This window comes from Sinosporangium album (genome assembly GCF_900100605.1).
GTDB lineage: Bacteria > Actinomycetota > Actinomycetes > Streptosporangiales > Streptosporangiaceae > Sinosporangium > Sinosporangium album.
Window position 1 is genome coordinate 70,789 of the sequence record NZ_FNCN01000007.1, and the last position, 26,737, is coordinate 97,525.

24 protein-coding genes are annotated in these 26,737 nt (G+C 70.0%); 18 read left to right on the forward strand and 6 right to left on the reverse strand.

The genetic code is table 11. From position 1 onward, the window contains the following. Positions 1 to 60: 60 nt before the first annotated feature. Positions 61 to 969, reverse strand: a complete 909-nt coding sequence (locus tag BLQ73_RS09330) for an ABC transporter ATP-binding protein (RefSeq protein ID WP_093169989.1) — start codon at positions 967 to 969, stop codon at positions 61 to 63. A gap of 296 nt (positions 970 to 1,265) precedes the next feature. Between BLQ73_RS09330 and BLQ73_RS09335 the strand changes: the two genes are divergently transcribed. The 13 genes from BLQ73_RS09335 (at position 1,266) to BLQ73_RS09395 (ending at position 14,204) form a co-directional block, all read left to right on the forward strand. Continuing rightward, positions 1,266 to 2,042, forward strand: coding sequence for a VOC family protein (locus BLQ73_RS09335; RefSeq protein WP_093169990.1), 777 nt, complete (start codon positions 1,266 to 1,268; stop codon positions 2,040 to 2,042). A 146-nt stretch (positions 2,043 to 2,188) separates the two neighbouring features. Beyond that, complete coding sequence (locus BLQ73_RS09340) at positions 2,189 to 3,436, forward strand: multidrug effflux MFS transporter (protein ID WP_093170101.1); 1,248 nt, start codon at positions 2,189 to 2,191, stop codon at positions 3,434 to 3,436. 105 nt (positions 3,437 to 3,541) lie between these two features. Continuing rightward, on the forward strand, positions 3,542 to 4,285 hold the full coding sequence (locus tag BLQ73_RS09345; RefSeq protein WP_093170102.1) for a helix-turn-helix transcriptional regulator: 744 nt from the start codon (positions 3,542 to 3,544) through the stop codon (positions 4,283 to 4,285). Beyond that, the gene (gene sufB, locus BLQ73_RS09350) at positions 4,282 to 5,694 is read left to right on the forward strand and encodes a Fe-S cluster assembly protein SufB (protein WP_093169991.1); all 1,413 of its coding nucleotides are present in this window, start codon (positions 4,282 to 4,284) and stop codon (positions 5,692 to 5,694) included. Before BLQ73_RS09345 ends, sufB begins: the two co-directional genes overlap by 4 nt. A gap of 1 nt (position 5,695) precedes the next feature. Further along, entirely contained in the window at positions 5,696 to 6,817 is a 1,122-nt protein-coding gene (sufD, locus tag BLQ73_RS09355; protein ID WP_093169992.1) for a Fe-S cluster assembly protein SufD, read from the forward strand. Beyond that, entirely contained in the window at positions 6,814 to 7,134 is a 321-nt protein-coding gene (locus BLQ73_RS09360) for a non-heme iron oxygenase ferredoxin subunit (protein WP_093169993.1), read from the forward strand. The genes sufD and BLQ73_RS09360 overlap by 4 nt, the downstream gene beginning before the upstream one ends. Further along, positions 7,134 to 7,883: a Fe-S cluster assembly ATPase SufC gene (sufC, locus tag BLQ73_RS09365; protein ID WP_093169994.1), complete on the forward strand. Its 750-nt coding sequence runs from the start codon at positions 7,134 to 7,136 to the stop codon at positions 7,881 to 7,883. The genes BLQ73_RS09360 and sufC overlap by 1 nt, the downstream gene beginning before the upstream one ends. Further along, on the forward strand, positions 7,880 to 9,142 hold the full coding sequence (locus BLQ73_RS09370) for a cysteine desulfurase (protein ID WP_093169995.1): 1,263 nt from the start codon (positions 7,880 to 7,882) through the stop codon (positions 9,140 to 9,142). Before sufC ends, BLQ73_RS09370 begins: the two co-directional genes overlap by 4 nt. 2 nt (positions 9,143 to 9,144) lie before the next feature. Beyond that, the gene (sufU, locus tag BLQ73_RS09375) at positions 9,145 to 9,582 is read left to right on the forward strand and encodes a Fe-S cluster assembly sulfur transfer protein SufU (RefSeq protein ID WP_093169996.1); all 438 of its coding nucleotides are present in this window, start codon (positions 9,145 to 9,147) and stop codon (positions 9,580 to 9,582) included. 23 nt (positions 9,583 to 9,605) lie between these two features. Then, positions 9,606 to 9,938 carry a metal-sulfur cluster assembly factor gene (locus BLQ73_RS09380; protein ID WP_420820003.1) on the forward strand — a complete coding sequence of 111 codons (333 nt, stop codon included), beginning with the start codon at positions 9,606 to 9,608 and terminating at the stop codon, positions 9,936 to 9,938. Positions 9,939 to 10,192: 254 nt separating this feature from the next. Continuing rightward, a complete protein-coding gene (locus tag BLQ73_RS09385; RefSeq protein WP_093170103.1) occupies positions 10,193 to 12,277 on the forward strand; it encodes a DEAD/DEAH box helicase in 2,085 nt (694 codons plus the stop codon). Positions 12,278 to 12,481: 204 nt separating this feature from the next. Further along, a complete protein-coding gene (locus BLQ73_RS09390; RefSeq protein WP_093169998.1) occupies positions 12,482 to 12,820 on the forward strand; it encodes a deoxyxylulose-5-phosphate synthase in 339 nt (112 codons plus the stop codon). 421 nt (positions 12,821 to 13,241) lie between these two features. Beyond that, on the forward strand, positions 13,242 to 14,204 hold the full coding sequence (locus BLQ73_RS09395) for an ABC transporter substrate-binding protein (RefSeq protein WP_275936281.1): 963 nt from the start codon (positions 13,242 to 13,244) through the stop codon (positions 14,202 to 14,204). A gap of 179 nt (positions 14,205 to 14,383) precedes the next feature. Here BLQ73_RS09395 and BLQ73_RS09400 read toward each other — a convergent pair whose 3' ends face one another. After that, positions 14,384 to 14,614, reverse strand: coding sequence for a DUF5302 domain-containing protein (locus BLQ73_RS09400; RefSeq protein WP_143020189.1), 231 nt, complete (start codon positions 14,612 to 14,614; stop codon positions 14,384 to 14,386). 308 nt (positions 14,615 to 14,922) lie between these two features. Here BLQ73_RS09400 and BLQ73_RS09405 point away from each other — a divergent pair, with 308 nt between their 5' ends. After that, complete coding sequence (locus BLQ73_RS09405; RefSeq protein WP_093170001.1) at positions 14,923 to 16,350, forward strand: WGR domain-containing protein; 1,428 nt, start codon at positions 14,923 to 14,925, stop codon at positions 16,348 to 16,350. Positions 16,351 to 16,533: 183 nt separating this feature from the next. After that, positions 16,534 to 16,977, forward strand: coding sequence for a lamin tail domain-containing protein (locus BLQ73_RS09410; RefSeq protein ID WP_245690939.1), 444 nt, complete (start codon positions 16,534 to 16,536; stop codon positions 16,975 to 16,977). 33 nt (positions 16,978 to 17,010) lie between these two features. Here BLQ73_RS09410 and BLQ73_RS09415 read toward each other — a convergent pair whose 3' ends face one another. Further along, positions 17,011 to 19,062, reverse strand: a complete 2,052-nt coding sequence (locus tag BLQ73_RS09415) for a tetratricopeptide repeat protein (protein ID WP_245690940.1) — start codon at positions 19,060 to 19,062, stop codon at positions 17,011 to 17,013. A gap of 442 nt (positions 19,063 to 19,504) precedes the next feature. Between BLQ73_RS09415 and BLQ73_RS09420 the strand changes: the two genes are divergently transcribed. Next, positions 19,505 to 20,446 (forward strand): Ppx/GppA family phosphatase, encoded by a 942-nt coding sequence (locus BLQ73_RS09420; RefSeq protein WP_093170105.1) that lies wholly within the window; start codon positions 19,505 to 19,507, stop codon positions 20,444 to 20,446. Here the strand turns inward: BLQ73_RS09420 and BLQ73_RS34535 are convergent. Beyond that, a complete protein-coding gene (locus BLQ73_RS34535; RefSeq protein WP_093170003.1) occupies positions 20,397 to 21,002 on the reverse strand; it encodes a TetR/AcrR family transcriptional regulator in 606 nt (201 codons plus the stop codon). The genes BLQ73_RS09420 and BLQ73_RS34535 overlap by 50 nt on opposite strands. 120 nt (positions 21,003 to 21,122) lie before the next feature. Between BLQ73_RS34535 and BLQ73_RS09430 the strand changes: the two genes are divergently transcribed. Continuing rightward, positions 21,123 to 22,763 (forward strand): MDR family MFS transporter, encoded by a 1,641-nt coding sequence (locus BLQ73_RS09430; RefSeq protein ID WP_093170004.1) that lies wholly within the window; start codon positions 21,123 to 21,125, stop codon positions 22,761 to 22,763. Positions 22,764 to 22,813: 50 nt separating this feature from the next. On the opposite strand, the gene BLQ73_RS09435 is transcribed toward BLQ73_RS09430, so the two are convergent. Beyond that, entirely contained in the window at positions 22,814 to 23,767 is a 954-nt protein-coding gene (locus tag BLQ73_RS09435; RefSeq protein WP_245690941.1) for a LuxR C-terminal-related transcriptional regulator, read from the reverse strand. Between BLQ73_RS09435 and BLQ73_RS09440 the strand changes: the two genes are divergently transcribed. Next, on the forward strand, positions 23,766 to 25,436 hold the full coding sequence (locus BLQ73_RS09440; RefSeq protein WP_093170006.1) for an AMP-binding protein: 1,671 nt from the start codon (positions 23,766 to 23,768) through the stop codon (positions 25,434 to 25,436). The genes BLQ73_RS09435 and BLQ73_RS09440 overlap by 2 nt on opposite strands. Positions 25,437 to 25,496: 60 nt before the next feature. Here BLQ73_RS09440 and BLQ73_RS09445 read toward each other — a convergent pair whose 3' ends face one another. Beyond that, positions 25,497 to 26,681, reverse strand: coding sequence for a serine/threonine-protein kinase (locus BLQ73_RS09445; protein WP_093170007.1), 1,185 nt, complete (start codon positions 26,679 to 26,681; stop codon positions 25,497 to 25,499). Positions 26,682 to 26,737 lie beyond the last annotated feature (56 nt).

Genomic DNA, 26,737 nt, shown 5'->3' on the forward strand with positions numbered 1-26,737 from the left:
CCGCGGACCCGCCGGCGCCGGAGTCCGCGGCGTATGACTGGGCGCCTGACTGTGTGGTGCTCAACGCAGCTCCCGGCCGGTGAGTTCGAGGAAGACATCCTCCAGGGTGCGGCGCTCCACACTGAGGTCGTCGGCGGTGACGCCCTCGGCGGCGCACCAGGCGGTCACCGTGGCCAGCAGCTCCGGCCCGACGTGGCCCTCGATGATGTAGTGCCCGGAGGGGGACTCTTTGGCCGTGCTCCCGACGGGCAGGGCGGCCAGCAGTTCGTCCAGGTCGAGCCCCGGCCGCGCCCGGAACCGGAGCTGGCGCTCCGCGCCGGTCAGCGCGCAGGGGCTGCCCTCGGCCACGACCCGGCCCCTGTCGATGATGACGACGTGGTCGGCCAGGCGCTCGGCCTCGTCCATGTGGTGGGTGGTCAGCACGACCGACGCGCCGCAGGAGCGCAGCTCCTCCACGACCTCCCAGCAGGCGTGCCTGGCCTGCGGGTCGAGCCCGGCGGTCGGCTCGTCCAGGAACACCAGCTCGGGGCGGCCCACCACCGCACCCGCCAGGGAGAGGCGCTGCTGCTGCCCCCCCGACAGGCGGCGGTAGGGCGTGCGCGCGTGAGCGGTGAGCCCCAGCCGCTCCAGCAGCGTGCCGGGGTCGAGGGGCCTGGCGTAGAACCTCGCCGTCGTGCGCAGCCACTCGCCGACCCGCGCCGCGGGCGGCACCCCGCCGGACTGGAGCATGATCCCGACCCTGGCGGGCAGGTCGCGGTGCCCCGGCTCCAGGCCGAGCACGCGGACGACCCCGCCGTCGGCCTTGCGGAAACCCTCGCAGATCTCGACCGTGGACGTCTTGCCCGCGCCGTTCGGGCCCAGGATCGCTGTGATCGCGCCGAGGCCCGCCGACAGGGTGAGGCCGTCGACGGCGGTCGTTCTGCCGTATCTCTTGATGAGATCGACGACCTCGACGGCTGGGGAGTTCATGCCACGAGTTTAGAGACCTGCGGGTGTGGTCCCGCGCAGGGGCGGGCCGCGGGCCGGGCCGGGATGGGCGGCGGTGCCGTACGGCGCGTGCCCGGTGAGCGAACCGGGGGTAAAGCCTTCCATCGAATCGGGCAAGTCACCCGAAATTACCGGCACGGCTGGGTATGGCGTTGAAAATGGCGTTCGGAACGGTTCCGGACGGCGTTCCCATGGCTTTCCGGGATGCCATGGGAGTAACGGCATCCGGCCATGGCCTGCGGGCTCGCCCCGCGGCGAATCACGGGGGAGGATGCGCGATGTCCGAACGCAGTTCCTATCCGCCGGGTATACCGTGCTGGGTCGACCTCTCCAGCACGGACATCACCGGGTCCACACGCTTCTACGGCGACATCTTCGGCTGGGAGGCCGAGTTCGACCCCCGCCCTGAGGCCGGGGGCTACGGCCAGTTCTTCTACCGGGGCAGGGCCGTGGCGGGCATCGGTCCGACCTTCGCCGAGGGCATGCCCTCGGTGTGGAACGTCTACGTGGCCACCGACGATGCCCGGGCCGTGGCCGAGCGGGTGAAGGCGACGGGCGGCCAGGTGGTGCTGGAGCCGATGCAGATCTTCACCGAGGGGACGATGGGGGTCTTCCAGGACCCCACCGGGGCGTATTTCATGGTGTGGCAGGCCGGGCGCCACACGGGGGCAGAGCTCGTCAATGAGCCCAACGCTTTCTGCTGGAGCGAGCTCGCCACGCGCGACCCTGAGGGGGCCCTGCGGTTCTACCCGCAGGTCTTCGGCTGGGAGGGCGTCTCGCAGGACGCGGGCGGCATGCACTACACAGAGTGGAATGCCGGCGGGCGACCGGTCGCCGGGATGATGCCGATGGGGCCGCAGTTCCCGGAGGAGGTCCCTCCCCACTGGCTGGCGTACTTCGCCGTGGCCGACTGCGACGTCACCCTCGACCGCGCCAAGGCCCTCGGGGCCACGGTGTTCGTCGAGCCGGTCGACATCCCCATCGGGCGCTTCGCGGTGATGGCCGACCCGCAGTTCGCGGCCTTCGCGATCATCGCGCTCAACGAGACCGCGTAGTCATCGCGTCACCCTTGCGGCGGCGCCGTGTTCGGCCTGCCATTGGGCATGTATGCCCTCATGGGAATTATCAACTTTTGAGGGTAGTTTGACTCCTCTGTTGGGTCATGCTCGGATGGCCCGGGGACAGCGAGGGGTTGCACCACATGACCACGGCCGCCGCCGAATTGAATCCGACCCTCAATCCGGTACGGCGCCGCCGCGTGGTTCTCCTGACCGTCCTCGGAGCGCTCACGGCCATCGGCCCCCTCTCCATCGACATGTACCTTCCGGCGCTGCCCGCCATCGCGCGCGACCTCGGCACCGGCACCACCCAGGTGCAGCTCACCCTCACCGCCTGCCTCATCGGCATCGCCCTCGGCCAGATCGTGGCCGGCCCCCTCAGCGACGTGCGGGGGCGGCGCGGCCCGCTGATGATCGCCGTCGCCGGCTACGCCGTCGCCTCCGCCCTGTGCGTGCTGGCGCCCTCCGTCTACGCCCTGATCGCCCTCCGTCTCGTCCAGGGCTTCACCGGGGGCGCAGCCATCGTGATCGTCAGGGCCATCGTCCGCGATCTCTACGACGGGACGGCCATCGCCCGCATCCTTGCCACACTGATGCTGGTCAGCGGCCTCGCGCCCATCCTCGCCCCCCTGGGGGGCGCCGAACTCCTCAGAATCACCTCCTGGCACGGCGTCTTCCTGACCTTGTCCGCGGCCGGGTTCCTCCTGCTCGTCTTGGTCGTGGCCACGGTGAAGGAGACCCGTCCCCGGGGAGAGCGGCGCGGCGGCGGTATGCGCGCCACGGCCTCCACGTTCGGACGGCTGCTGCGCGACCGGTACTTCATGGGAAGCGCGCTGGCGGGCGGGCTCGGGTTCGCGAGCATGTTCACCTACATCTCCGGCTCGCCCTTCGTCCTCCAGGGCATCTACGGGGTCTCGCCGCAGAGCTACTCGCTGATCTTCGCCCTCAGCGCCCTCTCGCTCGCCGTCGCCGCTCAGATCAGCGGGCGCATCGCCGGCCGTGTACGGCCCCGCGTCCTCGTCGTGACCGGGCTCACCGGTATGGTCGCCGGCACCGCCGTACTGCTGGTCGCCGTGCTGGCCGGGGCCGCTCTGCCCGTGGTGGTCGGGGGGCTCATGGTGACCATGGCGGGCCTGGGGCTGACGCTGCCGGGGACGACGGCGCTGGCGCTGGGCGGCCAGCCGCCCCAGATCGCGGGGAGCGCGTCGGCGCTGCTCGGGGTGATGCAGTTCGTGCTCGGCGCGGCGGCTGCGCCCCTGGCGAGTGTGGCGGGGGAGGGGTCCGCGGTCCCGATGGCGGCGGTGATGGCCGTGATCAGCGTGCTGGCGCTGACCGTCTATCTCACTCTGAGCCGTGTTCCTCGCGCCGCGGAAAGCGATGCCCAAAGTTAGGTAAGCCTACCCTGCGTGAGAAATTCCATTCTCCTCATATCGGACATCCATTTGTCTGACGGGAAGGAATTACGCCACACTGATGTTGTGAAAAACGTGGCCGGGATGAAGCATGCCGAAGGCGGCGCGGAGCGAAGCACTCGCGCGCGCGTCGCTCGGCTCATCCTGGAGCACGGCCCGATCACCGCCGCCGCGCTCGGTGAGCGGCTCGGGCTGACGCCGGCGGGCGTCCGCCGCCACCTCGACGCCCTGCTGGCCGAGGGGCTGACCGAGCACCGCGCCGCGCGCCCCGCGCGGCAGCGGGGCCGGGGCCGCCCGGCCAAGCAGTTCGTCATCACCGACGCGGGACGCAGTGCTTTCGAGCACGCCTATGATGACCTGGCGGGAAGCGCCCTGAGGTTCCTCGCCGAGCGTCTCGGGGAGCGCGCCGTGGCCGACTTCGCCCGTGCCCAGGTGGCCGGGCTGGTCTCGCGGCTCGAACCGGCGCTGTGCGAGGTGCCCGCCGATCAGCGGGTGCGCGTGCTGGCCGAGGCGTTGTCGGCTGAGGGCTACGCGGCCTCGGCGAGCAAGGCCCCCGTCGGCGGCGAGCAGTTGTGCCAGCACCACTGCCCGGTCGCGCATGTGGCCGCCGAGTTCCCCCATCTGTGCGAGGCCGAGACGGAGGCGTTCGCCCGGATCCTCGGCACACCGGTGCAGAGGCTCGCCACGATCGCCCACGGCGACGGGGTGTGCACGACCCACGTGAGTTCGCCGGCCCTCGGGGGGCGAAAACAGCCGAGCGCCGGGCTCGGCGCGACCGGAGAAGCAGAGAACACGATTCACTCATCGAGCAAGGAGACCGGAAGGTGACTGTCACCGACCGCCCGGAGCTGGAAGGCCTCGGGAACTACAAGTTCGGCTGGGCCGACTCCGACGTCGCGGGCGCGACGGCCCGCCGCGGCCTGTCCGAGGAGGTCGTCCGCAACATCTCCGCGCTCAAGAGCGAGCCGGAGTGGATGCTGGACCTCCGTCTGAAGGGCCTGCGCCTGTTCGACCGCAAGCCGCTGCCGACCTGGGGCTCCGACCTCACGGGCATCGACTTCGACAACATCAAATACTTCGTGCGTTCGACCGAGAAGCAGGCCGCGAGCTGGGACGAGCTTCCCGCCGACATCAAGAACACCTACGACCGCCTGGGCATCCCCGAGGCGGAGAAGCAGCGCCTCATCGCGGGCGTCGCCGCGCAATACGAGTCCGAGGTCGTCTACCACAAGATCCGTGAGGACCTTGAGGAGAAGGGTGTCATCTTCCTCGACACCGACACCGGCCTCAAGGAGCACCCCGAGCTGTTCAAGGAATACTTCGGCTCGGTGATCCCGGTCGGCGACAACAAGTTCGCCTCGCTCAACACGGCCGTGTGGTCGGGCGGGTCGTTCATCTATGTGCCGCCGAACGTCACGGTGGAGATCCCGCTCCAGGCCTACTTCCGGATCAACACCGAGAACATGGGCCAGTTCGAGCGCACGCTGATCATCGTCGACGAGAACTCCTACGTGCACTACGTCGAGGGCTGCACCGCGCCGATCTACTCGTCGGACTCGCTGCACAGCGCCGTCGTCGAGATCATCGTGAAGAAGAACGCCCGCTGCCGCTACACGACCATCCAGAACTGGTCGAACAACGTCTACAACCTGGTCACCAAGCGCGCCGTCGCCTACGAGGGCGCGACCATGGAGTGGATCGACGGCAACATCGGCTCCAAGGTCACGATGAAGTACCCCGCCGTCTACCTCATGGGCCGCCACGCCAAGGGCGAGACCCTGTCGGTCGCGTTCGCGGGAGAGGGCCAGCACCAGGACGCCGGGGCCAAGATGGTCCACCTGGCGCCGCAGACCAGCTCGACGATCGTGTCCAAGTCGGTGGCGCGCGGCGGCGGCCGCACCTCCTACCGCGGCCTCGTGCAGATCGAGGAGGGCGCGGCGGGCAGCGCCTCCACCGTCAAGTGCGACGCGCTGCTGGTCGACCAGATCAGCCGGTCGGACACCTACCCCTATGTCGATGTCCGCGAGGACGACGTCTCCATGGGCCACGAGGCGACCGTCTCCAAGATCTCCGAGGACCAGCTCTTCTACCTGATGAGCCGGGGTCTCAACGAGGACGAGGCGATGGCGATGATCGTGCGCGGCTTCGTCGAGCCGATCGCCCGTGAGCTCCCGATGGAATACGCCATCGAACTGAACCGCCTGATCGAGCTGCAGATGGAAGGAGCGGTGGGCTGACATGGGCCTCTCGACCAAGCCTCTCTCCACGCTGCACGAAAAGTCGTCCTTCGACCTCGCCGACTTCGAGGTGCCGACCGGGCGCGAGGAGGAGTGGCGCTTCACGCCGCTCTCCCGGCTCAAGGGCCTGCACAACGGCACCGCCGTCGGCTCGGGCACCGTGTCCGCCGAGGTCTCCGCCCCCGAGGGCGTCCTCGTCGAATCGGTCGGCCGTGACGACTCCCGCATCGGCTCGGCCTACACGCCGGCCGACCGGGTCAGCGCGCAGGCGTTCTCCTCGTTCGAGAAGGCCACGGTCATCACCGTCCCGCGCGAGCTGGTCGCCGAGACGCCCATCTCCGTCACCCTCCAGGGAGACGGCCAGGGCGCCGCGTACGGCCACACCGTGGTCGTCGTCGAGCCGATGGCCCAGGCGACCGTCGTGCTCGAGCACATCGGCAGCGCCGTCTACGCCGACAACGTCGAGTTCGTCGTGGGCGACGGGGCGACCCTCAAGGTCGTCAGCCTGCAGGACTGGGACGACGACGCGGTCCACGTCGCCCACCACCACGCGAGCCTCGGCCGCGACGCGACGTTCCACGGGTTCATCGTGACCCTCGGCGGAGACCTCGTGCGCCTGTCGCCCACGGTGGCCTACACCGCGCCGGGCGGCGACGCCGACCTGACGGGGCTCTACTTCGTCGACGCCGGCCAGCACCTGGAGCACCGGGTGCTCGTCGACCACACCGTGCCCAACTGCCGCAGCAACGTGACCTACAAGGGCGCGCTGCAGGGCGACGACGCGCACGCGGTCTGGATCGGCGACGTGATCATCCGCGCCGAGGCCACCGGCACCGACACCTACGAGCTCAACCGCAACCTTGTGCTCACCGACGGGGCCCGCGCCGACTCCGTGCCCAACCTGGAGATCCTCACTGGTGAGGTCGCCGGGGCCGGCCACGCCAGCGCCTCGGGCCGCCTGGAGGACGAGCACATCTTCTACCTGCAGGCCAGGGGCATCCCGTTCGACGAGGCCAGGCGCCTGGTCATCCGGGGCTTCTTCGCCCAGCTCCTCGAAAAGATCGAAATCGAGGAGATCCGTGAGCGCGTGCTCGGCGCGGTGGAGGCGGAGCTCTCGCGATGAGTGACTTCGAGAGGGTATGCGCCGTCTCCGATATCCCGGACGGCGGCGTCCTCGGCCTAGAGGTGGGCGAGACCCCGGTGGCGCTCGTCCGCCAAGGCGAGGAGGTCTACGCCCTCCACGATGTATGCTCGCACGCCGAGGTGCGGCTGAGCGAGGGTGACGTCTACGACGGCACCCTGGAGTGCTGGCTGCACGGTTCCTGCTTCGACATCCGCAGTGGCAAGCCCACCGGGCCGCCCGCCACCAGACCCGTCCCCGTCTATTCCGTCAAGATCGACGGCGATGACGTTCTCGTCTCGCTCTCGAAGGAGTCATAGTGTCCACCCTTCAGATTCGTGACCTGCACGTCGCCGTTGAGGACAAGGAGATCCTCAAGGGCGTCGACCTCACCGTGAGCGCGGGGGAGACCCACGCGATCATGGGGCCCAACGGCTCCGGCAAATCGACGCTCGCCTACGCGATCTCCGGTCACCCGAAGTACACGATCACCGGCGGCGAGGTCCTGCTCGACGGCGAGAACCTGCTGGACATGTCCGTCGACGAGCGGGCCCGCGCCGGCCTCTTCCTCGCGATGCAGTACCCCGTCGAGGTGCCCGGCGTGTCGGTGTCCAACTTCCTGCGCACGGCGGTCACCGCGGTGCGCGGCCAGGCCCCCAAGCTGCGTGAGTTCACCAAGGAGCTCAAGACCGGCATGGACTCGCTGGCCATCGACGCCTCGTTCGCGCAGCGCAACCTCAACGAGGGCTTCTCCGGCGGTGAGAAGAAGCGCCACGAGATCCTCCAGCTCGAACTGCTCAAGCCCAAGATCGCCGTGCTCGACGAGACCGACTCCGGCCTCGACGTCGACGCCCTGCGCGTGGTCTCCGAGGGCATCAACCGCTTCCGCGCCGCGGGCGACACCGGTGTGCTGCTCATCACGCACTACACCCGCATCCTGCGCTACGTGAAGCCGGACTTCGTCCACGTCTTCTCCGGGGGCCGCATCGTCGAGAGCGGCGGCCCCGAGCTGTCCGAGCGGCTGGAGAACGAGGGCTACGAGCGGTTCGGTAAGGTGGCGACTGCATGAGCCTGCCGAGCTTCGACGTGGAGAGGATCAGGAAGGACTTCCCGATCCTCTCCCGCGAGCTGCCGGGCGGCCGCCCGCTGATCTACCTCGACTCCGGCAACTCCTCGCAGAAGCCCACCCAGGTGATCGAGGCCATGCGCGAGCACCTGGCGCTGCACTACAGCAACGTCGGCCGGGCGCTGCACGCGCTCGGCACCGAGTCGACGGACGCCTACGAGGGGGCCCGCGACAAGGTGGCCGCCTTCGTGGGGGCGCCGAGCCGCGACGAGATCGTCTTCACCAAGAACGCCTCCGAGGCGCTCAACCTGGTGGCCTACGCCTTCGGCAACCCGGTCAACACCGACCCCCGGTTCCAGATGGGCCCCGGCGACGAGATCGTCATCTCCGAGATGGAGCACCACTCCAACATCGTGCCCTGGCAGCTTCTCGCCCAGCGCACCGGAGCCACGCTGCGCTGGTTCGGCGTGACCGACGAGGGCCGCCTCGACCTGTCCACCCTGGACGAGCTGGTCAACGAGCGCACCAAGATCGTGTCGATCGCCCACCAGTCCAACGTGCTCGGCACCGTCAACCCGGTCGCCGACGTGCTGGCCCGGGTGCGGGAGACGGGGGCGCTGCTGATGCTCGACGCCTCGCAGTCCGTCCCCCACCACCCGGTGGACGTGGCGGCCCTCGGCGCCGACTTCGTGGCCTTCACCGGGCACAAGATGGTCGGCCCCTCCGGCATCGGAGGGCTGTGGGGGCGCGCCGAGCTGCTGGCGGCGATGCCTCCGTTCCTCGGCGGCGGCGAGATGATCGAAGCCGTCTGGATGGACCGTTCGACCTACGCGCCGATCCCGCACAAGTTCGAGGCGGGCACGCCGCCGATCGTCGAGGCCGTCGGTCTCGGTGCCGCCGTCGACTACCTGTCGTCGATCGGCATGGACGCGATCGAGGCGCACGAGCGGCAGATCACGGCCTACGCGCTGGAGGCGGTGCGGGAGGTGCCCGGCCTGCGGCTCATCGGTCCCGGCGATCTGGCGAACCGCGGCGGCACGCTGTCCTTCACGCTCGAAGGCGTCCACCCCCACGACGTGGGGCAGATCCTTGACGATGTGTTCGGCATCGCGGTGCGCGTGGGGCATCATTGTGCCCGTCCGCTCCATTTGCGGTTCGGAATACCCGCCACAACGCGGGCGTCCTTCTACCTGTACACCACCACGGACGAGGTCGACGCTCTGATCAAGGGCCTGCACCACGTCCAGAAGGTCTTCGGATAGCCATGATCGCCGAGTCGATGTACCAGGAGTTGATCCTGGAGCACTACAAGCACCCGCAGGGCCGCGGCCTGCGCGAGCCCTACGACGCAGAGGTCCACCACGTGAACCCGACCTGCGGTGACGAGATCACGATGCGGGTGAAGCTCGGCGACGGCGGCAAGGTCGAGGATGTGTCCTACGATGGCCAGGGCTGTTCCATCAGCCAGGCCGCCGCTTCGGTACTCTACGATCTGGCCACGGGCTCCACGGCGGACGAGACGCTGTCGGTCGTGGACGAGTTCACCCGCCTCATGCAGGGCAGGGGGCAGGTCGAGCCGGATGAGGACGTGCTCGGCGACGCGGTGGCCTTCGCCGGTGTGGCGAAGTTCCCCGCCCGGGTCAAGTGCGCGTTGCTGGCCTGGATGGCCTACAAGGACGCGGTGGTGAGGAGTCAAGCATGAGCAAGCCGGTGGAGACCCCGACGATGGGCTTCGACGGGGACACGACACAAGACGACGTCATGGAGGCGCTCAAGGACGTCGTCGACCCCGAGCTCGGCATCAATGTCGTCGACCTCGGTCTGATCTACGGCGTCTCGCTGGACCCGGGCGACAGCGGGACCGTGGCGACGATCGACATGACGCTCACCAGTGCGGCCTGCCCGTTGACCGACGTCATCGAGGAGCAGGCGAATGCCGCCTTGGCCGACCTGGTGTCGGACGTCAGGATAAACTGGGTCTGGCTTCCACCGTGGGGGCCTGACAAAATCACCGATGATGGCCGTGAGCAGCTTCGCATGCTCGGCTTCAACGTCTAGAGTTCTTCCTTTCCGTACGGCTTGCGCTCACCCCACAGTGGGGCAGAAAGGGCGCAAGTCGTACATGCATGATCGCGGTCTACCTCACAGCGGGTAGAGTGTCTGCGACCCCGTGATAGGCAGCCGCAACGACGGCTGCCCGCCGCCCAGAGTGGCGCATGTGACCGTGCGGCTCCCGCCGTACCGCTCTCGGCTCGTCCTTTCGCAGAAGTGACGCGCCGCGTCCTTCGACGAAAGGCACGATTTACGTGACCATGCTTGATGTCAGCCTGCCCAGCGCCGACGACGAAGCGGCGAGCGCCGCCGCGGCCGCCGGCGAGGCTGCCTCCGAGGAGACCGCCTCCGAGGAGACGGCCCCCGAGCAGCCCGGCTTCGCCGAGCTCGGCCTGCCGCGCCCCCTCGTCACGGCGCTCGCCCGTCAGGGCATCCACAGTCCCTTCCCCATCCAGAGCGCGGCCGTCCCCGACGTCCTCGCCGGCAGCGACGTGCTCGGCCGCGGCCAGACCGGCTCGGGCAAGACCCTCGCCTTCGGCCTGCCCCTCATGGCCAACGTCGCCGGGGATCGCGCCCAGCCGGGCCGCCCCCGCGCGATCATCCTGGTCCCCACCCGTGAGCTGGCGCTCCAGGTGCACGACGCGCTGGAGCCCCTCGGCCGCGGTCTGTCGCTGCGCATGAAGACCGTCGTCGGCGGCATGTCCATGGGCCGCCAGATCGAGGCGCTGCGCCGCGGCGTCGAGGTCGTGGTGGCCACTCCGGGCCGCCTCACCGACCTCATCCAGCAGGGCGAGTGCTCGCTCGCCGACGTGCAGGTCAGCGTGCTCGACGAGGCCGACCACATGTGCGATCTCGGCTTCTTCCCCGTGGTCAGCGCCCTGCTCGAACAGACTCCGGTCGACGGCCAGCGCCTGCTGTTCTCCGCCACGCTCGACGGAGACGTCGACAAACTGGTGCGGCGCTTCCTCAAGAACCCCGTCACCCACTCCATCGCCCCCGCGACCTCGCCTGTCGAGACGATGGAGCACCACGTTGTCCAGGTCTCCCGGGACGACAAGTTCCCCATCACGGCGTCCATCGCCAACCGCGAAGGCCGCACGATCATCTTCGTGCGCACCCAGCACGGCGTCGACAAGCTCGTCAAGTCGCTGGCCCGTGTGGGCGTGCAGGCCGGCGGCCTCCACGGCGGCAAGCGGCAGAACCAGCGCACCCGCATCCTCTCGGAGTTCCGCGAGGGCGCTATCAGCGTTCTGGTCTGCACCGACGTCGCCGCCCGCGGCATCCACGTCGACGACGTCAGCCTCGTGCTCCACGTCGACCCGCCGCAGGACCACAAGAGCTACCTGCACCGCGGCGGCCGTACGGCGCGGGCCGGCGAGCGCGGCACCGTCATCACGCTGGTGCTCCCCAATGAGCGCCGCTCCACCGACGCCCTGACCCGCCGCGCCGGCATCCACCCGTTCCGCCTCAAGGCAGCCCCCGGGCACCCCCGCCTCGCCGAGGTCGCCGGGGCCCAGGAGCCGAGCGGCGAGCCGGTGCCGGTGTGGGAGCCGCCGCTGCGCACCCCCGCCCGCGGTCGCCGCCGCGACGGCCGCGACGGCGGTTTCGGCGGCGAGCGCCGTCCGAGGCGCTTCCACGGCGACTCTTCAGGTGAGCGCGACTCGCGTCCCCGTTACGACGACGACCGGCCCCGCCGCTCCCACCGGGGCGACGGCGGTTTCCGCCGCGACGGCGAAGGCCGTCCGGCGCGCTCCGGCCCCCGCGAGGGCCGCCCGTTCGGCGAGGGCCGTCCGTTCCACGACCGCGACAACTCCGAGGGCGGTCGTGACCAGGGCTTCGACCGCGGATTCGACGGCGGGCGCGACCGCGAGGGCGGCCGTGACCGTGGCGGATTCAGTGGATTCCGAGGCGAGCGCGGTCCCCGTTTCGGTTCCCGTGACAACGGCGGCCGTGAGCGCAGTGGCTCGGAGTCCGGGGGGTTCCGCCGCGAGCGGGGCGATTTCGACGGGCGCGACCGCGCCGAGCGCCCCGACTCGGGCTCGGGTGAGTTCCGCCGCGACCGGGGTTTCGAAGGCCGTGGCTACGAGAACCGCGGCCACCAGGGCGGCCGCGGATACGAGGGGCGGGGCGACCGCCAGGGCGGCGGCTCGGACCGAGGGCAACGCTACGGCCGCGACGGCGGTGGCCGTGAGCACACGGGCGACTTCCACCGCGACCGCGGCGAGAATCACCAGGACCGCGGAAGGGCCGACTGGTCCAACAGGGGTGGGGCCTTCCGCGCCTCCCCGAACGGCCGCTCCGGCTCACGCGGCAACGGCGGCGGCAACCGCCGCTTCGGCCGCTGACATCGGCCCGCTGTGACGGTGGGCTGAGGCATCGACGGACCCGGCCCGCACGGATCGACCGTGCGGGCCGGGTCTTGTCGTCTGCGGTGTGTCCGGAGCTCGGGACCGTCGCGTGTCGCGCCACGAGCGTCCGGTGGCCTGCAGCCTGGCCATGGTGGACAATTCCCGGTCGATGTTCTCTGGTCAAGAGCCTAGGGTGGCCGTGTGGCCCACGCGAAGACCTCCTTTGTCTGCCTGCCCTGCCGTGCCTCCTACAAGCAGCCCTTCCCCGGCCCCGGTGACGGCGGGCGGTCCTGTGCTCGTTGTGCCAAGCCGCTGATTCACGTCGGTTCGGGCTTCGCGGCGCCGCGTCGGCGCGACACCGCGGGCTGGAGAACGCTCGCGGTGCTGCTGCGGGCGGGTGTTCGCTTCCAGATCGAGAGCTGCTCCGGCGGCCCCGGCTACCGCCCGCGCACACTCGGCGAAGTACGGGAGCGGGTGGCGTACGCCCAGGCCACCGGGGAGCCGCTCGCCCAGGCCCTGGTGCGCCGCGAGCTTCCTTGAGCGGGCTTTCTCATCACGAGCTTTCTCACGCGGCCCTTCGTGCAACGCGTCACGCATCGTATGGTGCACCTCATCCCCGTGACTGCGCTCGTGATATGAAAATGGCCTCAATATCCTTCCTCTGTCCCCGTTTCCGTATTTGAGGTGGTCCTGGAGGTCGTGGTGGACCCGAGCACCCCCATTGCGTCATGTTCGCCGTTGGTGTCGCGGTATTAGAGGGCTAGTCCTCCTTCTTTGTTACAGATTCGCTAATGCACTATGAGTCCCAAATCGCATAGGGCATCATTTGTTGTGCGCATTACTCATATCTGTGCAGCTCAACTCGGCCAGATGTCTTTCTGCTGATCAGTCAACGTTTGGACTCTTCATGAGGCGATGCAAGGCCATAGTGTCGGCGCTGTCGGTGGCAGTCATGTTCGCGATGGCGGGCTGCGGGGGCGGTGAAGCCCCTAAAGCCGGTCCGAGCGAGGGAGCGGCGAAAACGAGCGGCCCGGAGAAGACAAAGCTGACGGTGGGCATCATGCCGATCGTCGACCTCGCTCCGTTCTACATCGCCAAAGAACGCGGGCTGTTCGCCCGCGAAGGGCTCGACGTGCAGACCTATGAGTTGAAGGGGTCCGCCGAGGCCGTTCCCCGCATGAAGAACGGCACCATGGACGTCTCCTTCCTCGATTACATCAGCGCCATGGCGGCCCAGGACAAGGGAGCGATCGACCTCCGCCTGATCGCCGATTCCTATCACGCCGTTCCCGGCACCTTCCTGCTGATGTCCGGGGCCAAAGCGGACATCAAGGCGCCCGCCGACCTGAAGGGCAAGACCATCGCCGTCGCCACCCTCGGCAGCATCGCGACGCTCGGCGTGGAGGTCCTCCTCAAAGCCAACGGGATGTCGAAGAAGGACGTGAAGTTCACCGAGGTGCCGCTGCCGCAGATCCCCGCAGCCCTCGCGGCCGGCACCGTGGACGCGGGATGGATGGTCGAGCCGTTCATCACCGTCGCCAAGGGCACAGGGGCGAAGACGGTCGCCGACCTGATGTCAGGAGAGACCGACCGGCTTCCCATCGCCACGTGGGGCGTCACAGCGGAATACGCCCAGAAGAATCCGCGGACGGTGGAGGCGTTCCGCCGGGTCATCACGGAGGCCCAGCGGATCGCCGCCTCCGACGAGAAACTCGTGCGCAAGTTCGTGCCGACGTTCACTCACATCGAGGCGGCGACCGCGGAGAGCATGAAGCTCGGCACCATCCCCACGGCCCTTTCGGCCGCGCCGGTGCAACGCGTCGCCGACCTCATGCACACCTACAAATACATATCGCGGCCGATCGACGTCACCATGCTGCTCCCGAAGAACCTGACGCCCGAGCCCGCCCCGGCCTCCCCCTGATCGCCGTACGGCACAAGCCCCCGGGGCCCGCTTTCCGGGCTGCGCCTTCGGGCCGGGCTCTGGGACGGGGCTCGGCCCGGCGGCGCGGTTTCCGGGCCCCCACTACGACCCCGGTAGCGCGAAAGCCCCCGGGGGCGCATGAGCGCTCCCGGGGGCCCGGTGAGGGGGACGGGGACGGGTCAGCCGCCGCTCTTGCGGCGGAAGGAGCGCCTTCCCCCCGCCGGGCCATGGGTGCCATGGATCTTGGAGGAGCCTCTCCCGGTCCCCTGCCCACCCGCTTCGGCCTGGCGGCGCTTGCGCTCCAGCGCCTCCCGGAACTTGCGCTTCAACTCGTCCTCGGGGCCTTCGGCCGTCGTCTCCGCGGCCTCGGCGTCCTCCCGGCTCTCCGGCTCGGACACGGCGTCGGTCATGCTGGCCTCCTGATCGAGGGCGGGTACCCGTACGGGGATCCCGCCCGGCGTCGTTCTCCGCCCATCCTGCCGCACGATGGCCCCCGGGCGGATCGAAGCCGACATCATCTCATGCTCTATTCGCCCGAGGTCGCCCGAGGTCGCCCGAGGTCGTTCGGGGGCGTCGGTGGCCGGGGATCTGGTCCGGCGGCGGGTGGGGGACGTGCGAGGGTGGGGGGCGAATCGGGGTAAACGATCGCGAATGTTGTCGGTGCTCTGCCGTACGCTTCCGAGCGACTGATCAACTACCGCTCATCCGGAGTGCCCCCATGTTTCAGCAGTCCACCTATCTCGAGCTGTCCGAAGAGGGCGAAGGCGCCCACAAGTTCTACGAGGTCGTGCAGTCGGGCGTGGAGGTGACGATCTCATACGGGCGCATCGGCGAGCGGGGCCAGGTCAAGACGACCTCCTTCCCCACGGAGGCGAAGGCGACCGCCGCGGCCTCCAAGAAGATCGCCGAGAAGGTGCGCAAGGGATACGCACCCGCGGTGCGGGGCATGCGGCAGCGCAGGGCCGTCACCCGGCGCCAGGTCGTGAGCCACACCTCGACGGCGACGCAGGCGCCCGTCCTGTGGCGTTTCATGAGCGGCGACTCGGCCTTCGGCGTCTTTGTCGACGATCGTCGCTGCTGGGTGGGCAACCAGGGCGGCGACGTCTACACGCTCACCCACGACGGGGAGGTGACCAGGAGGTTCCGCCTTCCCGACGGCGTGAAGTGCCTGGTGGGCGACGACTTCTGGATCTACGCGGGCTGCGACGACGGCAAGGTCTACGATCTGAGCGGCAAGGTCCCCCGGGTGGCCTATGAGATCGCCCCCGACGTCGACATCTACTGGCTGGACATCTGCGACGGTGTGCTCGGGGTCTCCGACGAGGCCGGCAGGGTGACGGCCATCGACCACGAGGACGAGTTCCAGTGGGCGCGCAAGGGCGGGGGCGCCTGCGGCTGGATGGTGCGCTGCGACATGACCGCGGTCTACCACGGCGACTCTCGCGGCGTGTCGCGTTACGAGGCCAGCGACGGCGCCCCGACGTGGCAGACCCGGCTGCGGGGGAGCGTCTTGTTCGGCTGGCAGGAGGACAACGACGTTTACGCGGGATGCTCCGACAACGCCGTCTACCGCCTCGCCAAGGCCGACGGCGCCGTCAGCGCCGTCTACCGCACCGACAGCACCGTCTTCTCCTGCGCCGCCGCCCCGGACGGCCGCTACGTCTTCGCCGGCGACGACCACTCCTCGGTGTACTGCTTCGACGCCGACGGCACCCGTCTGTGGAAGCTCGCCACCGGCTGCGGCTCTGCCCTGTCGATGCAGTTCCTCGACGACCGGCTCTACATCGTCACCACGGCCGGTGCGCTCGCCTGCATCGACGCGAGCGAGGCCGCCGTCGAGCAGGCGACGCAGGGCACGGTGCCCGTGCCCGTCGACGTCAAGGTCGCCGCGACGCTCGCCACCGTGGAGCCCACGGCCGTGCTGGAGACCACCGACCATGTCGGCGACGGCATCGTCGTGGAGTGCGTCCGCGACGGTTCGGGCCTGCGCGTCCGCGTGGTCGGCTCGGGCTATCAGCCGTCGTGGAACGTCCAATTCCCCAAGGAGATCCGCGAGGCGGGGGCCCGCTATCTCGTCGAGGGGGTCCGCGCCGCCGGCAGGGGCGGTTTCTACCGTGCCTACGGCGAGATCAAGCGCCTTCTCTGAACCCGCCGGGCGGGGATCGCGAAGGTTTCTCTACCGTCTTTTGAGATCCCGCTCCGACCTTCCGTTGTCCGCGGTGGCATCGGCCGTTCCGCTGAATTCCGGATTATCGCGGTCCCTCTGCCAACCCGCCGACCTCGCCAACCGTCTTCCATGGTGTTCCAGCGTCCCGTTGTTGGAGGACCTTTGCGTCGCTCAGCCGTTCTTGTCGGCCTGCCGATGGCCGCTCTCCTCACCTATGCCCCGGCTGCTCAGGCCGCCGCCCCGAGCGTTCAGATCACGCGTGTCTATTACGACAGCCCCGGCTCGGACCGAGGGGGTAACAAGTCGGTGAACGGCGAGTACATCGTGTTCAAGAACACCACGCGGCGCGCGGTGGAACTCGCGGGGTGGACCGTGCGCGACAAGAACGGCTTCCGCTATACCTTCGGCGACGTCACGCTGAGGCCCGGTAAGTCCGTGAGGCTGCGCTCGGGAATGGGGAACGACGGCACGTCGACCGTCTACTGGCAGCGCAAATGGTATGTGTGGAACAACGACAAGGACACCGCTTATCTGAGGAGCGCGACCGGGAAACTGATCGACTCGTGCTCCTACAATTCCTCCCGGGTCGACTACGTCAACTGCTGATCCCCGCCCCGGGCCGACGCGGGGAGCGCGGCCTCAGGAGTGCGCCGGGTGGAGCTCGCGGCGGATGTCCTCGTCGTCGGGGGCCAGTTCGAGGGCTCGGCGCAGGTCGCGCTCGGCCTCGTCGGGATGCCCGGCGGCGCGCAGGGCCATGGCCCGGTTGAACAGCAGGGCGGGGTCCTCGCCGAGGTCCAGGGCGCGCGTGAGGTCGCGGGCAGCGGCCTCGTGGTCGCCGTTCTCGTGCTGGAGGATGCCCCGGTTGGCCCAGGCCGAGGCCAGGGCGGGGTCGAGTTCGAGGGCGTGGTCGAAGGCGGCGCGGGCCTCGGGCGTACGGCCTTCGGCCATCTCGGCCTGGCCGAGCGCGCACAGGAGATAGGGGTCGCCGGGGGTGAGGGCGAGCCCGCGTTCCGCGTCGCGTTTGGCGGCCTGATGGTCGCCGAGCGCGGCGAGGAGGCCCGCGCGGTTGGCGTAGGCGTCGGCGAAGTCGGGGTCGAGTTCGAGTGCGCGGTCCAGGTCGGCGAGGGCCCCGTCGTGGTCGCCGAGGGCGAAGCGGGCCTCGGCCCGGTTGTAGTACGGCTCGGGGAAGGGCGGCCCGACCCGCATGGCGGTCTCGTAGTCGGCGACGGCCTCGGCGTATCCGCCCAGCCTGTAGTGGACGTTGCCCCGGTCGAGGTAGTAGTCGGGATATCCGGGGTCGGCGTCGATGGCGGCGCCGAGGTCGGCGAGGGCGTCCGCCGTACGGCCGCGCCGGGCGGCGAGCTGGGCGCGGTTGGCGCGCAGCACGAGCCGGTGGATGGGGTGCGTGCCCGGGGGAAGGCCGGTCTCGGCCAAGGCGATGGCCTGCTCGACGAGGTCGGCCGCCTCATCGATGCGGCCTCGCCGCATCTGGATCAGTGCCTTGCCGTTGTAGTCGAAACCCAGTTTGAACGCGCGCTCCGCGGGGTCGGGTAGCAGCGTGGAGATCGCGATGGCCTGGTTGACGAGGGCGAGGGCACCGTCGACGTCGCGTTTCGCGGGGTCGTGGTGGCGTGTCCTGAGCATGGCCGAGGAGTACGCCGCGGACGCGTGGGCCTGCGGCGAGGTGCTCTCGCGGCGGGCCAGGTCGAAGAGGGCCTCGGCCTCTTCCTCCCGGGCGAGCGACGCGAGGGCGGTCGCCGTACTGTGGAGGATGCGCCACCAGGCGGCGTGGTCGGACCGGGGGTCGGCGAGGGGCAGGGCCAGAGCGCCGAACTCCGCCACCGCGTGGTGGAATCCCGCCTCTAGGCACCATTCGATCGCGAAGGCGAGGGCCCGGAGGGCCGCCGCGGGGTCGGACCCGTGGAGCCGGTGGTAGGGGATCGCTCCGAGCCGTGCACCGACTCCGCCGTGTGCGGCGAGTTCGTCGGCGCGCCGGTCGTGGAGCGCCATCCTCTCCTGTGGGTCGAGCCGCGCGTAGCGGGCATGGACCTCGGGGTCGTCGCACACGCCGTCCAGGTCCACGAGGCCGCCCGGGGCCCGCGGCGGTACGGCGGGAGCCTCGCCGTGCCCGACCTGCCCGCCGTGCCCGACCTGGTCGGCGTGGTCGGCGAGCGCGGCGGAGAGGGCCGCGTCGGCGGGCCGCCACTCGGGTGGCGCGCAGACGACCAGTGTGAGCAGGTCGGCCGGGATGCGGCGGAGCAGTACGGCCAGGAGCTCGGTGTCGGTGTGGTCGGCTTCGTGAACGCCGGTGATCACCAGGCTCCGCGGCCGGGCGTCCGCGGCGGACAGCTGGTCGTGAACGAACTCGCAGAGCCCGTTGGCCAGCCGCAGGGTGCGGCGGGGCGCGTGGACGAGAATCCGTTCGGGCTTGGGCAGGCGGACCGCGATCGACTCGCGGCGGGCGGGGACGAGGTGCCGCAGGTCGGGTGCGACGGCCCGCAGTTCGATGTCGTGGGCGGCGACGCTGCCGGGGCGCCGGAGCAGGGCGTCGGGCAGGAGTCCCGCGACGAGCGCGCCCCCCATGGTGTAGGGGCCGCGGAGGCGCCTGTGTGCGTCCAGGGGGGACATGAGCGGGGGAGGGAGGTCCGCCGAGGCGGTCGGCCTGATTCCCTGGACCCACAGGTGACGCACGTCAGGTGCCCTTCTCTTCTGTGTTGTGTGGCCGACGGCGGCCGGCGCCTCCCCGCGCCGAGCTCCGGGCTTCGGAAGCGATGGACCGGTCCAATCCCGCTGGTCTCGGCCGGTGCCGATGTGCGATAAGGGTGGGCTCGGAGGCGGTGGGCGCCGGCCGTGGCCAGGTCAGCCCTCGTGCTTGGCGCTGGCAGCTCCTCTGAGGCTGACCGGGCCGGGTCTATGGACGATGACCTTCTTCATTTCTCTCCCTTTCCTCCTGCTGGCGATCCGCGCAGCCAACGACTGGCCAGTTTGGGCTCATTAGTTCTGAATAACAAGATCTTTCAACGGACTGGCCTCATTCGGACAAACGCTTGACATTCCCCCGAAACCTGCCATGTCGGCTCTTGGGTGCACCCGGTCGTCGGCAAGAGATCGCTCGGTAGTAGCGTCTGTGGTCATGCGACTCGGTGTGCTGGACATCGGCTCCAACACGGTGCACTTCCTCGTGGTGGACGCGCACCGCGGCGCCCGCCCACTCCCCGCGTACTCCCACAAGACCGAGCTCCGGCTCGCGGAGCACATGGAGGGCGACCGCCTGTCCGAGCCAGGGATCACCCAGTTGACAGCATTCGTCGAGGAGGCGCTCCAACTTGCCGAGGACAAGGGCGTCGAGGACTTCATGGCCTTCGCGACCTCGGCGGTCCGGGAGGCCGTCAACGGCGACGAGGTGCTCAGACGGCTGAAGACCGACACGGGGGCCGACATCACTGTCCTCGCGGGCGGGGATGAGGCCAGGTTGACCTTCCTGGCGGTCCGCCGCTGGTTCGGCTGGTCGTCGGGCAATCTGCTCGCGCTGGACATCGGCGGCGGCTCCCTGGAGATGGCCTGCGGCGTCGACGAGGAACCCGATGCCGCGATCTCCGTGCCGCTCGGCGCGGGGCGCCTCACCCGGGAATGGCTCACCGCCGACCCGCCCCCCGCCGACGAGGTCCGGGCGCTGCGCAGGCATGTGCGCGCGCAGATCGCCCGGCACGTCGGCGACCTGGTGAGGTACGGCAGGCCCGACCACGCGGTCGCCACCTCCAAGACCTTCCGGCAACTCGCGCGCATCGCGGGCGCGGCCCCCTCCAGCGAGGGCCTCTACGTCCAGCGCGTCCTGTCCCGAGAGGACCTCGCGGAACTCGTCGTGAAGCTCACCGGCCTCACCGCCGCCGAGCGGGCCCGGCTGCCCGGTGTCTCGGAGGGGCGCGCGGCCCAGCTCGTCGCCGGGGCCGTCGTGGCCGACGCCACCCTCGACCTGTTCGACCTGGGCGAGGTCGAACTGTGCCCGTGGGCGCTGCGGGAGGGCGTCATATTGCGTCGCCTGGACAACATGCCTGGTCGGGCACAGGAGATCTAGCCTCGGCGCATGAGGGGCTGATCAGGTCGAACGCCACCTCCAGGCACACCTCGCGGCGCTCCTCGGGCGTGAGGGCCGTGAGCAGGAACGCTCCCGCGTGCATCGCGAAGAGCGCCATGCTGCGCTTGAGCCGTAGGGCGGGTGGATCATCCGGTTCGCTCAGCATGTAGGCGACCTCCACGACGTGCTCGCGCATCAGCACGGACGTGGGATGGTTGCGCAGCGCGGTGGGGTTGCGCTCGAAGAAGCGCATGAGGTCTTGGTGCTGTTCGGCGTACATGCTCTGGGCGTAGCGGCTCATGAGCTCCCGGCGGGTCGCCAAGGTGAGGGGAGTCGACTTGGCCCAGGCGAGCAGTGCGCTGAGTTGCTGCAATCGCTGATCGGTCAGGCTGAGGACGATGTCTTCTTTGGTGCGGAAGTGGTAGTAGAGCGCAGCCTTGGTCACCCCTAGAGCCTCGGCGATCTCACGCAGGGAGGTCGCCTCGTATCCCTGCTCTGTGAAGAGGCGCAATGCGGTCTGCTGAATCCGCGTTCGGGTGTCAGCGATGTCCGTCATGGGACGGGTGTCCTCCTTGGGAGAAATCAGCTTGACGAACGGTGGCTGGCACCTTAGCTTACCCCTTGCTTGCCGGTCGGCAAGTAAGCAAGATCATTCATCTGAACGAGGGGGCGGAGTATGAAAGAGACGGAGGTTCCTCCAGGCGAGGAACAGCCCGCTGGGACGGGCAGGCAGCGCGCTGTCATGGTGGCGATGCCCGGACTGATGCTGGCGATGCTCCTCGCCATGCTCGACAACATGATCCTCGGCACCGCGATGCCGCGCATCGTGGGTGAACTCGGCGGACTCAACCACTTATCGTGGGTGGTCACCGCCTACGTGCTTGGCACTACGATCTCCACCCCGATCTGGGGCAAACTCGGCGACCTCTACGGACGTAAGCCGACATTCCTGGCCTCGATCGCGATCTTCACCATCACTTCGGCCCTCTGCGGCATGGCCGGCATCGACCTGCTCGGCGGTCCTGAGAACGGCATGGTCCAGCTCATCGGCTTCCGCGCGCTTCAGGGCCTGGGCGCCGGTGGTCTCATGGTCAACGCCATGGCCCTTATCGGCGACCTGGTGCCGCCTCGGGAGCGCGGCCACTACCAGGGCATCATGGCCGCGATGATGTCCGTGGCCATGATCGCCGGACCGCTGCTCGGCGGATTCATCACCGACAGCCTCGACTGGCGCTGGGCCTTCTTCATCAACCTGCCGCTCGGCGTCATCGCCTTCGTGATCATGACGATCACCCTCAAGCTGCCCCGGGTGCGGACCAAGCAGCGCATCGACTGGTTCGGGGCGGCGCTGCTCTCCGTGGGGATCACGGCCCTGGTGCTCGTCACCACCTGGGGCGGCACTGAATACGACTGGGGCTCGCCGACGATCCTCGGGCTGCTCGGCCTGTCCGTCGTCACGCTCGCGCTGTTCGTCGTGGTGGAACGGCGTACGGCTGAGCCGATCATGCCGCTCGGGCTGTTCCGCAACCGGAACTTCACTCTGATCACGGTGATCGGGTTCCTGCTCGGCTTCTCGATGTTCGGGGCGATCAACTTCCTCCCGCTCTACCAGCAGACCGTCCAGGGGGCCTCGGCGACCGAGTCTGGACTGCTCATGCTGCCCATGATGGCGACCGCCATGGCGGTCTCCCTGTTCGTGGGGCGGGCGGTCACCAAGACCGGCCGGTACAAGATCTACCCCGTGATCGGCGGCGTCGTGATGACCGTCGGCACGTTCCTGCTCAGCCTCCAGACTGTCAACACGTCGGTCTGGACGACCGGCCTCTATGTCGCGGTGCTCGGCCTCGGCATGGGCTTCCTGATGCAGATGACCATGCTCATCGCCCAGAACAGCGTGGACCACAGGTACCTCGGAGTGGCCAGCAGCACCTCGACCTTCTTCCGGTCGATCGGCGGCTCGGTCGGGGTCTCCCTGTTCGGCGCGATCTTCAACAGCAGGCTCGCCGACGGCATCGCCGAACGCCTCGGCTCGTCGGGCGCCCACCTCGCCGAGGGCGGGGCACGGCTCGACCCCGCCGCAGTGCAGGCGCTGCCGCCGCAGGTGCGGACCGGGTTCCTGGAGTCGCTGGTCGGCGCGCTGTCGGGCGTGTTCGGCTGGGCCATCCTGTTCGCCGCCGTTGTGCCGGTGCTCGCGGCGTTCGTCGTGGAGGTGCCGCTCAGGACCGAGCTCGGCGACGCGAAGCCCGACGGCCAGGCCGACGGGAAGACCGACGGCACGGGCACCGATCCCGAACCCGCCGTGGCCGCCAAGGACTGACGCGCTGGAAGGCGCCGCGGCGCGCCGGGGAACCCGAGGGACCGGGGGACCTACGGGAGGAAACCGGCGCGCCGCGCGGCCACGACCGTCTCCATCCGGGTGTGCGTACCGAGCTTGCGCATGGCGCCGCGCAGGTAGCTCTTGACCGTCTCGGGCAGCAGCCCGAGGCGGCGGGCGGTCTCGGCGTTGCCGCAGCCCAGCGCCACCTGCGCCAGCACGTCCACCTCGCGCGCCGAGAGCGGGGAGACCGCGCGCGGCAGCGGCCGGGGGCCCGCCAGCCGATCGCAGACGTCCTGGAGCCGCTCGCGGAGCACCGGGTCGGCCACCGCCTGGGCGATGGAGCGCAGTTCGGCGTGGGCGCTGCGCACGTCCTCCCAGGCGCTCGCCGCCGGGCGCTCCCCGGCCGCGTTCTCCACCGCCGCCGCCTCCGCGGCGGCGACCCGCCGTTCGACCTCCCGGCGCACGGCGAGTTCCGTGCCGAGGTCGCGCGCCACCACCCACGCCCGGTCCAGTGAGCGCGTCGCGAGGCCCAGGGGTTCGCGGATGGCGCCGTAGAGCACCGCGGCGACCTCTCCGGCGACCGGGACGGGGACGGCCGCGATGGCCCGCAGCCCTTCGGCGGTGACGGGGGCGTCGTATTCGTGGCTGATCCGGGAGTCCGCGGCGTAGTCGGTGACGGCGGCGGGCCGTCCGGTGGCCATGACGTGGCCCCCGAGGCCGTTGCCCGTGCCGATCATGAGCCCGCGCAGCGCGCCGGTCAGGGTGCCGGTGAACTCGGTGAGCCGCAGCGTGCCCCCGCGCGCCACGAAGCCACCGAAGATCACTGGGACCCCGGTCATCCTCTTCAGCCTGCTCATCGCCGCGCGGAGCACGGCCTGGTCATGGGGGGCGTAGATCGCCATGTCCTCCTCCTGAATCCAGCATTTCACGTGCCGCCGCCGGGTGTCCGCCACCCCCGAACGGGGGTGGTGCGGCTCCCACCCGCCCGCCGATGCTTCCCTCATGAGTGCTACGCCTCGCGCCGGCGCCTCCGCGGGCCGCGCCGCGCCCTCCGACCGGTCCTACACCTGCGGTGTCTCCGACCTGCCGCTTCTCGGCGACACCATCGGCGAGAACCTCGAACGGACGGCCGCCCGCTTCGCCGACCGCGAGGCGCTGGTCGAGGTCTCCTCCGGGCGCCGCTGGACCTACGCCGAGTTCGACGCCGCCGTCGACCGGCTGGCGCTCGGGTTCATCGACCGCGGGCTGGTCAAAGGCGACCGGGTGGGCATATGGTCGCCGAACTGCGCCGAATGGGTGCTCGTGCAGTACGCCACGGCGAAGGCGGGCCTCATCCTGGTCAACATCAACCCCGCCTACCGTACCCACGAACTCGCCTACGTGGCCGAGCAGTCCGGGCTGCGGCTCCTGATCAGCGCCGTCGCCCACAAGACCAGCGACTACCGCGCCATGGCCCGCGAGGCAGGTCTCACCGACGTCGTCTACATCGGGGAACCGGAGTTCGACGAGCTCCTGGAGCGCGGGGCGCGGCTCGACCCGGCTCTGCTGCGCGACCGCATGGCCATGCTGAGCTGCGACGACCCGATCAACATCCAATACACCTCCGGAACCACCGGCTTCCCCAAGGGCGCGACGCTCAGCCACCACAACATTCTGAACAACGGCTACTTCGTCGCGAGGCTGCTGGGCTACAGCGAGCGCGACCGCGTCTGCCTTCCGGTCCCGCTCTACCATTGCTTCGGGATGGTCATGGGCAACCTCGGCATCACCTCTCACGGCGCCTGCATCGTGCTGCCTTCGCCCTCCTTCGACCCGGAAGCCGCGCTGCGCGCCGTCCAGGATGAGAAGTGCACCTCGCTGTACGGCGTGCCGACGATGTTCATCGCCGAGCTCGGCCACCCGGACTTCGCCGCCTTCGACCTGTCCAGCCTGCGCACCGGCATCATGGCGGGCTCGACCTGCCCGATCGAGGTCATGAAGCGGGTGATCGCGGAGATGAACATGCGGGAGGTGGCGATCTGCTACGGCATGACCGAGACCTCGCCCGTCTCCACCATGACCCGGTTCGACGATGACCTGATCCGCCGCACCGAGACGGTGGGGCGGGTCATGCCGCACCTGGACGTGAAGATCGTGGACCCGGCCACGGACCTCACCGTGCCGCGAGGGCAGGTCGGGGAGCTGTGCACGCGGGGCTACTCGGTCATGCTGGGCTACTGGGACCAGCCCGGCGAGACGGCCGAGGCGATCGACGCGGCCCGCTGGATGCACACCGGCGACCTCGCCGTCATGGACGACAGCGGCTATGTCAGCATCGTGGGCCGTATCAAGGACATGGTGATCCGGGGAGGCGAGAACATCTACCCCCGGGAGATCGAGGAGTTCCTGCACACCCACCCCGACATCAAGGACGTGCAGGTCATCGGGGTGCCGGATGAGCGGTACGGCGAGGAGACGATGGCCTGGATCATCATGCGGCCCGGTGCCGAGCCGCTGACCGCCGAGGCGGTGCGCGCGTTCTGCGCGGGCAGGCTCGCGCACTACAAGATCCCCCGCTATGCGCATGTGGTGGACTCCTTCCCCATGACCGTCACCGGCAAGATCCGCAAGGTCGAGATGCGGGAGCGGGCGGTGGACCTCCTCGGCCTGGCGGCCACGGACCCCGGCCGGTAGCGCCGCCGAGCGGACCGGCCGGCGGCGCCCGCCGTACGGCACCGCCGCCCGGTCCTCGCGTCAGCCGCCCGCCGGGGACGCGGGGACCGTCTGGGTGGTCTCGCTCACCAACTCGTAGACCATCACTCCGGCCCCGGTCAGCAGGATCGCCGCGAAGAAGGCCGCGGCCACCGGATAGGCGCGGGAGGGGGAGGCGGGCCTCCTGGCCGAGGCCACCGGGGCGGTGGGCCACCGCTGTGCCGCCGCTCCGGGGCCGTGCGGCGCGGCCGTGCGGGAGTGCGCCTTCGCGTCGGCGCCGCCGTACGGCGGGAGCCCGCCGGGGCCGGTCCCCGCGGAGACGCGCGGCGACGGCGGCGCGCCTCGGAGCGCCTCGGGGCCCTGCGGGGGAGTGGCCGCGCGCGGCGCGTGGGCCGGGGCGGACGCGGAGAGCGGGAGCGCCGCCAGGGCGTCCCGGAGGGCGGCGGCCCCGGCGGGGCGCCGGGCGGGGTCGACGTCCATAGCCTGGCGCAGCAGCGCGGTGACGTCCGCCGGCACGCCGGACAGATCGGGGACGGGTAGCCGGTGGAGAGCCATGATCATGGCGATGTTGGGCACGCCGTCGGCCGGGAAGCGGGGCGGGCGGCCGAGCATCAGGGCGTACAGGGTCGCGGCGAGCGAGTACACGTCCCCGACCTCGGTCGGCTCGGTGAGGTCGAACGCCTCGGGCGGGGCGTAGGCGGGGGTGAGCGCCTCCCGCGTGACCGACGCCTCGCCGCCCGGGTTCGGCATGGTCGCCAGCCCGAAGTCGGAGAGCACGACGTTGCCGTAGCGGTTGACCAGGATGTTGGCCGGTTTGAGGTCGCGGTGCAGCACACCGGCCTGGTGCGCGGCGGCCAGCGCGTCGGCGATCTTCATGCCGATGTCCCGCGTCTCGGCGACCCCGATCGTCCCGTCGCGGCGCAGCCGGTCGGTCAGCGATCCGCCGGGGCACAGCTCCATGACCATGTAGGGGCGGCCGTCGTTCAGCACGCCCGCGTCGTAGACGTGGGCGACGTGCGGATGGCCGGACAGGGCTCCGGCCGCCGTGACCTCGCGCATGAAGCGGCGCTTGTCGCGGTCCGACGCCAGCACCCGGTTGTCGATCTTGAGGGCGACCTCACGGCCTACGGCGAGCTGCCTCGCCCGGTACACGGTGCCGAATCCGCCCTGTCCGAGCAGGTCGAGCACGTCGTAGCCCGGGACTTCGGGCCCTGACGACTGGGTCATCGGCGCCGCGCCGCGGGCTCCGCCGTACGGCGAGGCGGCAGCGGCGCTTCCTCCCC